The following is a 14,641-nucleotide window of genomic DNA, read 5'->3' as shown; positions in this document are numbered from 1 at the left end:
TCAATTATGAGACAGCCTCTTTTTTTATGCTCTACTCAACATTTGAGATCGATGACTATCTAACTTTATAAAGGTAAACAACAGCAGTGTGAAGGCCCACAAGGAGGATCCTCCGTAACTGAAGAACGGCAGAGGAATACCAATTACAGGAAAAATCCCGATGGTCATTCCCATATTAATCATAAAGTGAATGAAAAATATACTTGCTGCACTATAACCATATACTCTTGCAAAACGTGATTTCTGCCGTTCTGCTAAAATAATAAGTCGAATAATTAGTGCTGTAAATAATCCTATAGTGACCATACTTCCTATCCAACCATGTTCTTCGCCAATGGTACAGAAAATAAAGTCAGTACTTTGCTCTGGTACGAAGTTGAATTTTGTTTGTGTACCTTCTAAGAATCCCTTTCCTACCAAGCCTCCTGAACCAATAGCAATTTTTGATTGCGTTACTTGATATCCTACACCCAATGGATCAATATTAGGATTTACTAAAACCTCAATTCTTTTTCTCTGATGAGGTCGCATAATATCGTATAAGATGTAATCAATACCTTCAGTAAATAAGAATGAAATACCACCGAAAATACAAATCATAAAAATGAGCGACTTGTTTTTCTTAGTGTAAATCACAAATATAATAGCTAATATACCTAGCGTAAGAAGAATCATACCTGCCACTAATGAGTCTGTCACTAATGCTGTAACAAATAAAAACACAAACCAAAGCCCTATTAACATGATATATTGTGGCATTCCTTCTCTGTAAAGCATTAAGAAAAATGCACTAAATACCATTGCTGAACCTGTATCCTTCTGCAAAAGGACTAAAACAGTCGGCATTCCAATAATAGCAAATGCTTGCAATAAACCACCGGTCCACTTATCAATCCTGACGGTTGGGTTATCGATATATTTAGCTAAAGCCAATGCTAAAGCGTACTTCGCAAATTCTGAGGGTTGTATTCTTATAAAACCTAACTTAAACCAAGAAGTATTACCACCAGCTGAGTGACCAATAACTAATACACCTATCAGTGCAATTAGCGTTACCCCAAAAATGGGATAGGCGAACGTACTGAAAAACTTAAAGTCAATCAGCATAATAGAAAAAGCGATGATGAGTGCTCCTCCTACCCACATTAATTGTTTTCCTGAGTTGAGACTTAAAGAAAATATACTTGTCGGTGCATCAGGTTGATAAACGGCTGCATAAATATTAAGCCACCCCACTAACACCATTATTATGTATAAAAATATGGTTAACCAATCTATATTCCGCTTGCCGGTACTTTCTCGCATAGGTTGTAATTCAAAATGGTTAAGTCTTTAACCTTGTAAAAAATATTGGTAACTAGACCCGCTCTATTTTACAAAAAAAAGTCCTCAGAATTTAGAAAACAATTCTGAGGACTTGAATATTTCATTTATTGACAAATTAGTTCTGAATCATCTTCAAGAACGTTGTCAATTTTCTTTTTAGTTCTCTTCTGTTCACGATCATATCCACAAAACCATGTTCTTGTAAGAACTCAGCACTTTGGAAACCTTTAGGTAAATCTTTACCGATTGTCTCACGGATAACACGAGGTCCAGCGAAACCAATCAAAGCACCTGGCTCAGCAATATTGATATCACCCAACATAGCATATGATGCTGTAACACCACCAGTAGTTGGATCAGTCAATAAACTGATATAAGGTAAACCTGCTTCGTCTAACAATGCTAGTTTAGCAGAAGTTTTAGCCATTTGCATTAATGAGAAACCAGCCTCCATCATACGAGCACCTCCAGATTTAGAGATCATCATAAATGGGATTTTGTTTTCCAATGCATGGTCAATACCTCTTGCAATTTTTTCACCAACTACAGAACCCATTGAACCACCAATAAAGCTAAAGTCCATACAACTTACTACTAAGTCAAGACCATTTACTTTACCAACTACCGTTCTACAAGCGTCTTTCAACTCTGTTTTCTTCTGGCTTGCAGCAATTCTATCTTCATAAGTCTTGCTATCCTTGAAAGATAAAGGATTGCCAGAAGTCATATTTTCATCTAGTTCAGTGAATGTATTGTCATCAAATATGATTTCAAAATATTCTTTAGAACCAATTCTAACATGAAATTCATCATCAGGACAAACGTAAGCATTCTCACGTAATTCCTGCATATGTATAATTTTTCCTTGGTTTGTTTTATACCAAAGACCATCAGGTGAATCTTTCTTTTCACTAGTAGGAGTTTGAATCCCCTGTTCTTTTCTTTTGAACCAAGCCATAAGAAACTATATATTCTGTATAGAGATAATATTCTTTTATACTAAGTGTATAAGAGATGTAAAGATATTCATAAAGAACACAATGCAAAAACTTAAATGTATGTTCGCCTACTTTTTTTAGTTTTTTTTTCTAAAAAGGAGCTCCAAATCATCGAAACACCCCGTTTTGCTACCCTTCAATGAATATGCAAATATTTATAAATTTTCCATTTATGTGTCAATTTTACACTCTGTAAATCAGGTAAAATTGATAGAAATACACCAATTAAACCTACTAAAATCACCAAAATCATTCTATAAAAAACGATTTTAGGTTTGTATCTTTGTGAGGCAAATTTGCATAAAGTGTTTTATGCATAGTATCACAAATTATTCAAAATAATATTATGTCTTTTAATATCAACGACATCAAACCAGGTGTAATCACTGGTGAGGACGTAGAAAAAGTATATCAGTACGCGCTAGAAAAAGGTTTTGCTCTTCCAGCTGTTAACTGTGTAGGTACTAACTCAGTGAACGCGGTAATGGAAACTGCAGCTAAATTAAAAGCTCCAGTAATTATTCAATTCTCAAACGGTGGTGCTTCTTTCTACGCTGGTAAAGGCATTAAAGGTGAAGGTCAAGCTGCTGCTATTGCTGGTGCAATTGCTGGTGCTAAACACGTTCACGAATTGGCTGCAAAATATGGTGCTCGTGTTATCTTGAATACTGACCACTGTGCTAAAAAATTATTACCTTGGATCGACGGTTTATTAGACGCTTCTGAGCAATTCATCAAAGAAACTGGTAAGCCTTTATTCTCATCTCACATGATTGACCTTTCTGAAGAGTCTATCGAGGAGAACATGGAAATCTCTGGTAAGTACTTCGAGCGTATGGCTAAAATGGGTCAAACTCTTGAAATCGAATTAGGTATCACAGGTGGTGAAGAAGATGGTGTTGACAACTCTGATGTTGATCCTTCACGTCTTTACACTCAACCTTCAGAAGTTGATTACGCTTACGAAAAATTAGGTGCTATCGACCATAAATTCTTAGTTGCTGCATCTTTCGGTAACGTTCACGGTGTATATAAGCCAGGTAACGTGAAGTTGACTCCAACTATCCTTGATGACTCACAAAAATTCATCGTTGAGAAGCACGGAACTGACACTAAAAAGCCAGTTAAATTCGTATTCCACGGTGGTTCAGGATCATCATTAGAAGAAATTCGTGAAGGTATCTCTTACGGTGTAATCAAAATGAACATCGATACTGATACTCAGTGGGCAACTTGGGACGGTATCCGTGGTTACGATGCTAAATACCATGATTACTTACAAGGTCAAATCGGTAACCCAGAAGGTGCTGATGAGCCAAACAAAAAATACTACGATCCTCGTAAGTGGTTACGTGTATCTGAAGAGTCTATGATTGCTCGTTTAGAGAAAACATTCGAAGACTTGAATGACGTAAACATCTTCGAAGACTAAGAATAATTAGTTATTCATAAAAAATCCCCTTTTCTTACGAGAAGGGGATTTTTTTATATTTCGTATTCTGGCATTTTCCACTTTCCAAATAACTTTCTGAAGTTCTTTGGAAAAAAGCTTAACTGCATGTATTCCGCTTTTGGTCGATGCAAAATTGTTGGATCAATCCTATCGATATTCGGTAAAATGAGAGCATGAGATGGGTATTTTTCAAAAAACTCCTTCATTACTCCTCTGAACTCCTTGAAATTCCAATAATGGAAAATTTCCGGCTTTACAATCTCAAGACGCCTTTCTCCTTGATGAGAGAAGATCACTGAAAAAGAAAGCTGTTCAGAAATATGTTGCGGATACTCATCGTAAATCTCATCTGTAAGCTGCAAGACCTGATCTAACAATGGAAGATCGGTATTTTTAAAACCTAAAACGCCTGCATTAAACATTACCTGACTAGGCTTTACTTCCACCCTAGCACCTTTTCTTTTTCTTAAGAATTTAGCCAGGCGCTTAAAGATCAAATTACCTTTTACTTTATCAATCACACCCTCATTGTCATGCATCAATAGAGTGTTTTTCTCTATTTTTTGAAATAAAGTATTTGGTGATTGTATAAATGTGGTATCAGTGTCTAAATATAAAAGATTTACTGTAGAGGATTCATTGTATAATCCATTAGTAATAAAATCTTGAAGTAATTTGATTTTTACTCTATGTACAAATGAATGTTTGCCTTTCCATTCTTTAATCAATGAATCATTAAGTTCTTTGAATTGATACTGGAATTGAGGAGGAAGTTTTTCTTTTAAATAAGAAACATTGTCTGTATAGATGACAATGCATTCAATCTCAACATCAAACTTTGTCAATGTTGAGATTGAATAAATACATTCATTTAATATATCTTCTATTCCGTAAGCCTGATATATTAAAATATTTTTCATAAATAATAGGTTTATTTAAGTTGATCCAATCTATTTGAATTCGCTCGGATCATCATGTCCGCAATCACTAAAGCTGACATTGCTTCAACGATAGGCACTGCTCTTGGAACAACACACGGATCGTGACGACCTTTGCCCGATACAGTGGCCTCATTACCTTCTTTATCAATCGAATCCTGATCTACCATAATCGTAGCTACAGGTTTGAAGGCTGTTTTAAAATAAATATCTTCTCCGTTAGAAATACCACCTTGGATACCTCCTGAAAGGTTTGTTTTGGTTCTTACCTTACCGTCTTCTTCTGTATAAAAAGCATCATTGTGTTGAGAGCCTCTTAACTTAGTACCAGCAAAACCACTTCCGTATTCAAAACCTTTACAAGCATTGATACTCAACATTGCTTTTCCTAATTCAGCATTTAAACGATCAAAAACAGGCTCGCCCAATCCTGCTGGAACTCCGCTGATCACACAAGAAACAATACCTCCAATGGTGTCTCTGTCCTTTCTCACCTGATCAATCAACTCAATCATTTGCGCTGCTTTTTCAGCATCAGGACATCTAACAATATTTTTTTCGATCTCTGAGAAATCTAAAGTAGAATAGTCTTCACTTACCTTGATATCACCCACTTCAGAAACGTAAGCATGGAAAGAAACGCCCATTGCTTCTAAAAACTGCTTCGCTACAGCTCCTGCTGCTACTCTTGCTGCCGTCTCTCTTGCAGAACTTCTACCTCCTCCTCTATAATCACGCACACCATATTTGGCATGGTAAGTATAATCTGCATGTGATGGTCTGAAGACATCTTTAATATGAGAATAATCTTTACTTCTTTGATCTTGATTCCAAATCAATAAAGCTATAGGTGTTCCTGTTGTTACATCTTCGAAAACACCTGATAAAACTTCTACAGAATCTGCTTCTTTTCTTTGAGTTGTAATTTTAGATTGACCCGGCTTTCTTCTATCCAATTCTTCTTGAATTTTTTCCAAGCTAAATGGAACGCCTGCAGGACATCCGTCTATTGTAACTCCAATCGCTCTACCATGAGATTCACCGAAAGTGGTAATCCTAAATTGTTTTCCAAATGTATTCATTACCTTTTTTGTTAGTTATAAGCTGCAAATATCTATTTTTTTTCTTATTAATTTTAAAGAATTGCACTTAAATGCGATAAGTTAGAATAAAATTATAATTAGTTACAGTTTCCTAACTATCTACAAGTTATATTTGTGAGGTTTTTCACGAAAATCAAAAAAGACACATGGAATACAGCTTCTTTATTTACGACGGAATCATTTGTATAAAGCTAAAAGGTGATTTTTTAGGTTTACCAAAAGAGAAGATTTTGATCAGAGATGCAAAGACTTTTACTAAATCAGGAAATACTGATTTTGTAATTGACTCTAGAGAAGTAAACCATATGAATAGTGGAGGACTCAGTATGTTGGTACGTTTATATACCGATATTTCTACTCATAATGGAAGGATGTTATTGATCTCTCCACCCGAACAATTGGCAAAATTACTTCGCATCACAAAACTTGATAAGGTATTTCAAACGAGTGGAAGACGAGGTGAAGCAATGCAAAAATTACGACTGAGTAGAGCGTAATACTACTTTTTGAAAATTAATACAGATCTATAATAAATTCTATTAAGAATGGATATTCTTTTAGGTATGCAATGGGGAGATGAAGGAAAAGGCAAAGTTGTCGACGTCCTTGCTCCAAAATATGATGTGGTTGCTCGTTTCCAAGGCGGACCTAACGCTGGGCACACACTAGAGTTTGATGGTAAAAAATTCGTACTACACCAAATCCCTTCAGGTGTTTTCCAAGAGGGCACTTCTAATATTATTGGCAACGGTGTTGTTCTTGATATTCGTATTTTCCGTGAAGAGATTGAAAAGTTAGAAGCTGCTGGTTTCTCTGACATCAAAAGTAAAATCCTTCTTTCTAAGAAAACGCACCTGATTATCCCTACGCATAGATTGCTTGACGCAGCTTATGAGAAAAGTAAAGGTGATCAAAAAATTGGATCTACATTAAAAGGTATCGGCCCAACTTACCAAGACAAGTCTGCTCGTGTTGGTTTAAGAACAGGTGATTTATTTGCTGAAGATTTCTCTGCAAAATATGATGCATTGAAAGCAAAGCATATCGAAATCTTGAAATTCTATGATTTCGATTACACTGAGCAACTTCCTGAAATGGAAAAAGAATTCTTCTCTGCAGTTGATTTCTTAAAGACAATGTCATTCGTAAATAGCGAATACTTTGTAAATGATGCTCTAAAAGCGGGTAAAAAAGTTTTAGCAGAAGGTGCTCAAGGTACTTTATTGGATGTTGACTTCGGTTCTTATCCATTTGTTACTTCTTCAAATACTTTTGCTGCTGGTGCTTCTACTGGTTTAGGTGTTGCTCCTAATTCTCAGAAGAACATCTACGGTATCTTCAAAGCTTACTGTACACGTGTGGGTTCAGGTCCATTCCCTACAGAATTATTTGATGAAACAGGTGAGGCATTACAAAACTTAGGTCATGAGTTTGGTGCTACTACAGGTCGTAGACGTAGATGTGGATGGTTAGACCTTCCTATCTTAAAGTACGCTGTAATGATCAACGGTGCTACAGAATTATTTATGATGAAAGCAGACGTGATGAACACGTTTGAAGAAATCAGTATCTGTACAGAGTACTTGTTGAAAGACGGAACGAAGACAAAAGAGGTTCCTTACGATTTAGAAGACATCAAAGAACCTATTTATACTACATTAAAAGGATGGAATCAAGAAGTTGATCCTAAGCTTTCTTTCGAAGAGCTTCCTCAAGAATTAATGGAGTACATCAAGTTCATTGAAGATTATATTGAAGTACCTATTACAATGGTTTCTCTTGGTCCAGACCGTGAGGAAACAATTATGAAATAGTATTTCTAAGTAACGATATAAGAATGGCCAATATTTCTAGTGAATATTGGCCATTTTTTTATTTCATCTCTTTCTCTTCCTTCATCAAGAAGTCCAATACATATTGATTAAACTTATCAGGAACATCACTTGGAGCATAGTGATCTGCTCCTTCAATGATCACCAATTTGGAATTTGGTATACTTTCAGCAATTAGTTTGGTATGGTCCGGCATAATCAAATCATTTTCCCCTGCCATTACCATTACTGGGATTTGAATATCCTTCAAATCTTCAGGATCAATATTAGGATGCTTCAATAACATTTTAGCTACCCTGTATTTATCTTTCCAATTTTTGGGATTGAAAAAAGCAACAACTCCAACGATTCTCACTTCCAACTTCACTTTTCTCATAAACTTTTTTTCGATAACCCCTTTTTTCAGATACAAGTTAGCACCCATTGTAGTGAGTGATTTTACTTTATCCGGGTAATTCATTGCCATTGTCAAACCCGTATTTCCACCATCACTCCAACCTACTATATGCACTGAATCTTCGTTGATTTCTTCAAGCAATGCATTCATATCTTCAGCCATCAAGGTATAACTCATTTCACTTTTATCCATTGTAGAATGCCCCTGCCCTCTACTATCTACAGCGATGACTTTATACTTATCTCTAAAAAAATCTATCTGATGCCTTAGTGCCCAAGCTGCTTGATTATTTCCGTGTAAGAGCAGAAGTGGTTCCCCCTCACCATACGTTTCATAGTAAATATCGATTCCGTTTACATGTGCTGTATCTGCATACTGAGTGTAATATCCATATTTTACAATGTCAGTCACCTTTATTCTTAATGACTGCTCTCCTTCATACCTATTGACTGAATCTATAAAATAACGGTGAGTATTTTCTACCCTCCACACCTTCTCTCTTACTCCAGGTTTGGAGTCCTCAAAACCTGCATTTTTTAAAGGGTATTTTACCCATGTATCCTTTTGTTTATACTCCATTGAAAAACCATCGATATTGAATGTATCAATTGAGCTAAAAAGCATTACCAAAAGTGAATCTGATTTCGGTTTTATCGTAAAATTAGCCGTGATTTTTTTCCATTTTGAACCCTCAATATCATGGATTCTGGAATATTGTTTACTGTCATATTTTAATTTTCCTCCAAATTGTAATGTCTTTATTTTTAAATCACCCTCTGCCAAAGTTGTATCAGGAGTGCATGCATAAGCTGTTACTCTCATCTGCTTCCCCTTAAAAAGAGGATCTATAGGAAGCCTCAATCTTATTTGAGCTTGAAGAGAGACCTGAAGAAATAATAAAAATAGAATAGAGAAATAGATCTTTTTGATCATCATTTTGGTTTGCTTTTGAGTTTATAAGTACTAAAACAAAATTATTTAATACTAATTCTATTTATTGTTTTGCGATTACTTCCTTTAAAAAACTTTCAATAGAACTACTATTCATACGTTTTTTAGCGTTGTACTCACAAAAAATAAATTAGAATTAACTATGATCTATTTTTGGCTTAGTACTTATTGAAATTTAATTGTTGAAAGTAATAATAATATAAATAGACTCAAACATTCTTGTTCGCTTTGAGTTCATTTAATACGTCATTTTCAATTGAAAAATTAATGGTAGATGAAGTTTGATAGTGATTGTGATGTTATTAAAAGTTTTGGCTGAATACTTGTAATAAGATTAAATGAACTAAATAACGTTTTTGAACGTTATATATATTACCCTAATTTATTTTTTCACTTAAAACACTAAAATCATGGAGTTTGAAAAAATAAAGGAACAAGCCATTGAGTGTTTCAAGACATTCAAGGAATCTAAAGTTATTTTCTCATCTCAGGATGGAAAATTGATTGTTCCTCAAACAGAACAAGAGGCAATTTCCCTAAATGAACAAGGTTACATTGCGATATTCAAAGAAGACCTAAAAAAAGACCTTGGAACGGATGGTCTAGGCCTTTTCTACTAATGTTGAACGTGCCCTACACGAAAGTATAGGGCTTTATTTTTACAATTTTATTCCTACTACTAATACATCATCGGTTTGCTTCCCTTCACCTTTCCATAAATGAAAGGCTTTGTCCAACTCTTCCTTTTGATTTCGCAACGCTAAATGACTTTGATTGATTAAACTGCTCTTGTAACGTTTTCGCAGGTACTTTTTATCTTTTTTCCCACCAAACTGATCCTGAAATCCATCGGACTGAAGGTACAGTAAATCGCCTTTTTGATATTCAAAAGATTGCTTTACAAAACGCTTATTTTGAATAGCATGTCCACCAACGCTGAACTTATCACCTTTGTACTCTAAAAGCTCACCTTCTGAAATGCGATAAAGTATTTGTTTGGCACCCGCAAACTCTACCTCCTTTTCCTGCTCATTGACTCTTATAATCGAAATATCCATACCATCTTCTACATAACCTTTTTCCCTTTTACTGGTCAAGCGTTGGATATTTTGATCCAAGAAAATAATCAGATGCCTTGGGTCTGACATTTTGAGGTAATGTGCTGCTTCATTTAAAATATCATTGGCCATAATAGTAAGAAATGAACCAGGAACTCCATGTCCTGTGCAATCAATACAAGCTAAAACCTTTACTCCATTTCCATAATCACACATCCAATAAAAGTCTCCTCCTACTATATCTTTCGGTTTCCAATAGACAAAAGCATCGGAAAAATATTTCTTCAATTCCTCCTCTTTAGACATTATACTCTCCTGGATTCTACTTGCATATTGAATACTACCACTCAATTTGTTATTGGCTTCTACCAAACTTTTTGACCTTTCATCCAACAACTCTCTTTGAGCTATAATTTCTTCTGTTTGTTGATATAATTCCTCATGATTGGATAGCAGTTCCTGATGCTGTGCATTCATTTTAATCAGTGCTCTGCGTTTCCAGTTTTCATAAGTAATAATGACCACAAAGTAATAAAACATAATACCCATCACCATTACTCCGGCGTAAAAGGAATAGGCATCTTCAGGCATTAGGTTTTCAGGCAAAATATCTAATGAATCTGCTATAAATATAAAAAATACAACTAATGCAGTAATCACAAACCATATAATACCTGAAAGTCGATTAGCGTACCAAAAGGCACTCACTATGACACATAAAAACCAAGCAATCACTGGTGCTTTTATTCCTCCTGAGTAGAGTGCTATAACACTAAGGCCCGAGAGGATTAAAAACGAAAACGCATTACCAATAATATAAAATTGGACTTTCAGTTTTAATAAAATAAAAAGAATAAAATGTACTGCTATAAAGTAAAGGCATACCAATTCGCCTACCTGAAAAAGCATCACATATTTCGATAAGAAGTAATAAACTATACTTATAAATAGTGTGGTAATCAAAGATATTTTTAGAAACCTAATTTTATCCTGAGCACTTTCTTGTAATGATGTAAAAGCAGTTGGTTGGAGTACGTTTTCATTCATATTTGGTACACTAGCTGGAAGTTTTTTATGAGTCTTGATTGTTCCGAGGGCCTAAATTAGAAAAATTAAATTACATCCTTATCATAAAAAAACAGAAGAGGGAATGTAACAATTCACACATTTATACATTATTTTTTTAAGGATTTACAATTGAACACGACTAACTGTTACCTATTTGATTTATAATCAGCTTAATTCAATAAGTGTAAAACAAAGTCTACACTTTTAGGGTTATAAGTACCTATTATTATTCAAATAAATATCATTGCAAAAAATTTCAATTTCTAAATTATGAAAACCCTTTTACCAGTATTATTCTTAATGTCAATTAGTTTTTTCACGTCTTGCGAAAGCGATAGTGTAGATCCTAATACGACCACACCTCCTACAACATTACCTTCTGCTGGAACCGATGAAGTCTCTTTTACAAAAGCTGCCAATGCTGATCCAAATGATGAAGCAAATCAAGACCGAATTACGGATAACGTTTGGATTACTAGAGGAAATGATGGTGGTCAGATTTTTAATATTAAGTCTAATTCTGATGCCAGTAAAAGTAGCAGTCCTGTAGGAACGGAATGGGCAATTGGTACTGTAGCCACTAAAGATAACCTTACTTTTGCTCCGTTTAGAACTACCATTAAACCGAAGAATGTAGTCGGTGAAAGCCTTGTGGTACATTTAATTGATGATGATATTTACTTGAATGTGAGATTCACTTCTTGGTCTACCAATAAAGGTGGTGGTTTTGCTTATATCAGAGATGCAGTTCCTCAATAAATCATGAAAACTGTAATTAAAATAGTAGCACTTTTACTTTTTCTCTCTGGAACTTCTGTTGCTGTAGCACAATCTTATTTGATCGATAAAAAGGGTACAACCACTTTTTTTTCTGATGCATTAATCGAAGATATTACAGCAACAAGCAATGCCTCTATGGGAATTATTGATACTGCCACACACAAAGTGGCCGTATCAATTCTTATGACTTCTTTTGAGTTTAAGCTTTCTCTGATGGGAGAACATTTTAATGAAAATTATGTGGAATCAGAGAAATATCCCAAAGCTACTTTTTCCGGGAAGTTAACTTCTCCACCTGATCTGACTCAGAACGGGCAACAGGAGTTAACCGTGAAAGGCAAACTCAGCATTCATGGCAAAACAAAGCCGCTTGAAGCAAAAATACTATTTAATATTTCTGACCATCAAATAGAAGCCAAAACGACTTTTGATGTAGCATTAGAGGATTTTGATATTGAAATCCCTCAAATTATGTTCAATAAAATTGCTGAAGTAGTCAAAGTCACTTCTACTTTTTCTTTTAAAAAATGAAAGCACTCTATCTATTCTCTATTTTTTTATGGATTTCCTCTGTTGCATTTGCTCAAGATGACCTCTTGGATGTATTAGAGCAAGAAACGGAAGATGAACCTGCATTTGTTTATGCCACTTTCAAAGGTTCAAGACTTATCAATGGGCATACTATTGAGACAAGAGGAACAAATGAACTTGAATTTTTAATTTCCCATCGCTTTGGCCCTGTAAGTGGTGGTGGTTATGAACTTTTTGGATTGGACCAAGCCAATATTCGCTTAGGATTGAGCTACGGTATCAATGATCGATTAACGGTAGGGTTAGGAAGAAGTTCTTTTGAAAAGACTTACGATGGTTACTTAAAATACAGACTTCTTCGTCAATCAAATAGCGGTAAAAAGACGCCACTTTCGATCACACTTTTTGGTTCCGCCACCTACATTACATTAAGAGATCAAATTTATGAAACGGCATCCAATCGCATGACTTATACTACACAAGCTTTAATAGCTCGAAAGTTCAGTCCTGCATTTTCACTTCAATTGATGCCTACTTATATTCACTTTAACCTTACTACTACCACTCAATTGGATCAAGACCTTTTTGCATTGGGAATTGGCGGCCGTTTAAAACTAACAAGAAGAGTTTCCATCAATGCGGAATATTATCCTCGACTCAATGCAACAAGCACACTTTATTACGATGCATTTGCTGTAGGCTTTGATATAGAAACAGGTGGTCACGTTTTCCAATTTCATTTAACGAACAGTAGACCAATGATTGAAAAAGGATTTATTGCTGAGACTACAGAAGACTTCTTTGCAGGTGATATGCGACTTGGATTTAATATTTCAAGAAGTTTCAATTTAGGAAAGAAGCATAGAAAAAAACAGCAATGGGACTAATTCAGGAGTTTGCTCTTGGGTGAAATTCTGTAATCACTTGTTGTAAGTATTCTTTATTGAGGTGAGTATAGATTTCAGTGGTAGTAATAGATTCATGACCTAACATTTCTTGCACTGCTCTCAAATCTGCACCACCTTCAACCATATGTGAAGCAAAAGAATGCCTGAAGGTATGAGGACTGATATTTTTCCCCAACTGAATTGCCTCAGCTAGTCGCTTTATGATTGTAAAAATCATCACTCTTGTTAGTTTTGCCCCTCTTCTATTTAAGAAAATAATATTCTCAGATCCTTTTTTAGGTGTTTTCATACAACGATCATTTTCAATATAAAGTATTATTTGAGCAGCTGCTTCCTCACCAATTGGTACAAAACGTTCCTTATCCCCTTTTCCTACTACCTTTATGAAACCTTCTGCTAAGAAAAGGTCTTCTAAACTCAGGTTGATTAATTCAGAAACCCTCAAACCACATCCATATAAAACCTCTAAAATAGCATGATTTCTTCGTCCTTCATAGGTGGTATGATCAATGGCATCAATCAATAAATCAATCTCTTCAACTTCTAAAGTGTCTGGTAACTTTTGTGTCAGTCGTGGTGTCTCAATCAGTTCAACAGGGTTATTTTCTGTCTGATCTGATTCATTAAGATAGGTATAAAACGATTTTAAGCCGGAAAGAATCCTCGCCTGACTTCGAGTAGAAAGGTGCATCTCTTGCTCCAAATACATCAAAAAAGCTACTATATTTTCTCTTTTCACGGTTTGAGGTTTGAGACTGTTATCCATCAATTCTACATACTCAACAAATTTGGATACATCTCTCAAGTAAGCTTCAATTGTATTTTTGGACATGCCTCTTTCCAATCGTAAATAAAGAGCATAATCCTTTACTGTTACTTTCCAGTTCATTCTACTTATAAATTAGACCATTTTTCACGCATCTTGTGCTTTTCCCACTCCCTTCTCAAGGCCAATCTTGCCAAGGCATCCGCAATATCTTCAATACTCCCCAAAGCAAAAGCCTCCTTGACCAACTCTTCCTTCACATCAATTCGATACAATCCGTTCATCAACTTACTAGAATCATTACGTAACAAATGCTCAAAATATTGAGACAGCTTGTCTGCTGCATCACCAAAAGTAGGTGGATTGTACTCCTCTTCTATCTCAAAACGATCTCTTAGTTTATTCCATGTTTCTAAATACATATCGAAATATAGTCAAGTACTTTGACAAATGTAAAATGAGAAATTTGAAAATGAGATTTTTTATGTGAGGTATAGGTTAACATGGTATTTAGAAATCAGGAGATTTCTGA

The 14,641-nt window shown here is 35.1% G+C and carries 15 protein-coding genes; 7 read left to right on the top strand and 8 right to left on the bottom strand.

Annotation, left to right across the window (positions count from 1 at the left end):
• Positions 1-24: 24 nt before the first annotated feature.
• Together rodA and accD are read right to left on the bottom strand one after the other, a co-directional pair.
• A complete protein-coding gene (rodA, locus tag PL77_RS28750; RefSeq protein WP_044213193.1) occupies positions 25-1,305 on the bottom strand; it encodes a rod shape-determining protein RodA in 1,281 nt (426 codons plus the stop codon).
• Positions 1,306-1,441: 136 nt separating this feature from the next.
• A complete protein-coding gene (gene accD, locus PL77_RS28745) occupies positions 1,442-2,284 on the bottom strand; it encodes an acetyl-CoA carboxylase, carboxyltransferase subunit beta (RefSeq protein ID WP_044213192.1) in 843 nt (280 codons plus the stop codon).
• Between the two features lie 386 nt (positions 2,285-2,670).
• Between accD and fbaA the strand changes: the two genes are divergently transcribed.
• Positions 2,671-3,756 carry a class II fructose-bisphosphate aldolase gene (gene fbaA, locus PL77_RS28740; RefSeq protein ID WP_044213190.1) on the top strand — a complete coding sequence of 362 codons (1,086 nt, stop codon included), beginning with the start codon at positions 2,671-2,673 and terminating at the stop codon, positions 3,754-3,756.
• A gap of 53 nt (positions 3,757-3,809) precedes the next feature.
• Here the strand turns inward: fbaA and PL77_RS28735 are convergent, their stop codons facing one another.
• Together PL77_RS28735 and aroC are read right to left on the bottom strand one after the other, a co-directional pair.
• A complete protein-coding gene (locus PL77_RS28735) occupies positions 3,810-4,697 on the bottom strand; it encodes a hypothetical protein (protein ID WP_044213187.1) in 888 nt (295 codons plus the stop codon).
• Positions 4,698-4,708: 11 nt separating this feature from the next.
• Positions 4,709-5,797 carry a chorismate synthase gene (gene aroC / locus PL77_RS28730; RefSeq protein WP_044213184.1) on the bottom strand — a complete coding sequence of 363 codons (1,089 nt, stop codon included), beginning with the start codon at positions 5,795-5,797 and terminating at the stop codon, positions 4,709-4,711.
• Positions 5,798-5,964: 167 nt separating this feature from the next.
• Between aroC and PL77_RS31230 the strand changes: the two genes are divergently transcribed.
• Both PL77_RS31230 and PL77_RS28720 read left to right on the top strand, forming a co-directional pair.
• Positions 5,965-6,315, top strand: a complete 351-nt coding sequence (locus tag PL77_RS31230; RefSeq protein ID WP_052444825.1) for an STAS domain-containing protein — start codon at positions 5,965-5,967, stop codon at positions 6,313-6,315.
• A 48-nt stretch (positions 6,316-6,363) separates the two neighbouring features.
• On the top strand, positions 6,364-7,632 hold the full coding sequence (locus PL77_RS28720) for an adenylosuccinate synthase (RefSeq protein WP_044213179.1): 1,269 nt from the start codon (positions 6,364-6,366) through the stop codon (positions 7,630-7,632).
• 58 nt (positions 7,633-7,690) lie between these two features.
• Here PL77_RS28720 and PL77_RS31650 read toward each other — a convergent pair whose 3' ends face one another.
• On the bottom strand, positions 7,691-8,983 hold the full coding sequence (locus tag PL77_RS31650; protein ID WP_052444824.1) for an alpha/beta fold hydrolase: 1,293 nt from the start codon (positions 8,981-8,983) through the stop codon (positions 7,691-7,693).
• A gap of 425 nt (positions 8,984-9,408) precedes the next feature.
• Between PL77_RS31650 and PL77_RS28710 the strand changes: the two genes are divergently transcribed.
• Complete coding sequence (locus PL77_RS28710; protein WP_044213177.1) at positions 9,409-9,618, top strand: hypothetical protein; 210 nt, start codon at positions 9,409-9,411, stop codon at positions 9,616-9,618.
• Positions 9,619-9,657: 39 nt separating this feature from the next.
• Here PL77_RS28710 and PL77_RS28705 read toward each other — a convergent pair whose 3' ends face one another.
• The gene (locus PL77_RS28705) at positions 9,658-11,103 is read right to left on the bottom strand and encodes a PP2C family protein-serine/threonine phosphatase (RefSeq protein ID WP_044213174.1); all 1,446 of its coding nucleotides are present in this window, start codon (positions 11,101-11,103) and stop codon (positions 9,658-9,660) included.
• A 291-nt stretch (positions 11,104-11,394) separates the two neighbouring features.
• Here PL77_RS28705 and PL77_RS28700 point away from each other — a divergent pair, with 291 nt between their 5' ends.
• From PL77_RS28700 to PL77_RS28690, 3 genes are read left to right on the top strand one after another with little or no spacing between them, the layout of a single operon-like run.
• Positions 11,395-11,883, top strand: a complete 489-nt coding sequence (locus PL77_RS28700; RefSeq protein ID WP_044213171.1) for a hypothetical protein — start codon at positions 11,395-11,397, stop codon at positions 11,881-11,883.
• Between the two features lie 3 nt (positions 11,884-11,886).
• The gene (locus PL77_RS28695) at positions 11,887-12,435 is read left to right on the top strand and encodes a YceI family protein (protein ID WP_044213168.1); all 549 of its coding nucleotides are present in this window, start codon (positions 11,887-11,889) and stop codon (positions 12,433-12,435) included.
• A complete protein-coding gene (locus tag PL77_RS28690; RefSeq protein ID WP_044213166.1) occupies positions 12,432-13,322 on the top strand; it encodes a DUF5777 family beta-barrel protein in 891 nt (296 codons plus the stop codon). The genes PL77_RS28695 and PL77_RS28690 overlap by 4 nt, the downstream gene beginning before the upstream one ends.
• Before the next feature lies 1 nt (position 13,323).
• Here PL77_RS28690 and xerD read toward each other — a convergent pair whose 3' ends face one another.
• Both xerD and PL77_RS28680 read right to left on the bottom strand, forming a co-directional pair.
• Positions 13,324-14,232 (bottom strand): site-specific tyrosine recombinase XerD, encoded by a 909-nt coding sequence (gene xerD, locus PL77_RS28685; RefSeq protein WP_044213163.1) that lies wholly within the window; start codon positions 14,230-14,232, stop codon positions 13,324-13,326.
• Positions 14,233-14,237: 5 nt separating this feature from the next.
• Positions 14,238-14,531, bottom strand: coding sequence for a hypothetical protein (locus tag PL77_RS28680; protein WP_044213160.1), 294 nt, complete (start codon positions 14,529-14,531; stop codon positions 14,238-14,240).
• Positions 14,532-14,641 lie beyond the last annotated feature (110 nt).

Source organism: Flammeovirga sp. OC4 (assembly GCF_000812565.1).
Taxonomy (GTDB): Bacteria; Bacteroidota; Bacteroidia; order Cytophagales; family Flammeovirgaceae; genus Flammeovirga.
Note: the sequence above shows the minus strand (reverse complement) of the source record. Positions and strands in the feature narration are given on the sequence as shown.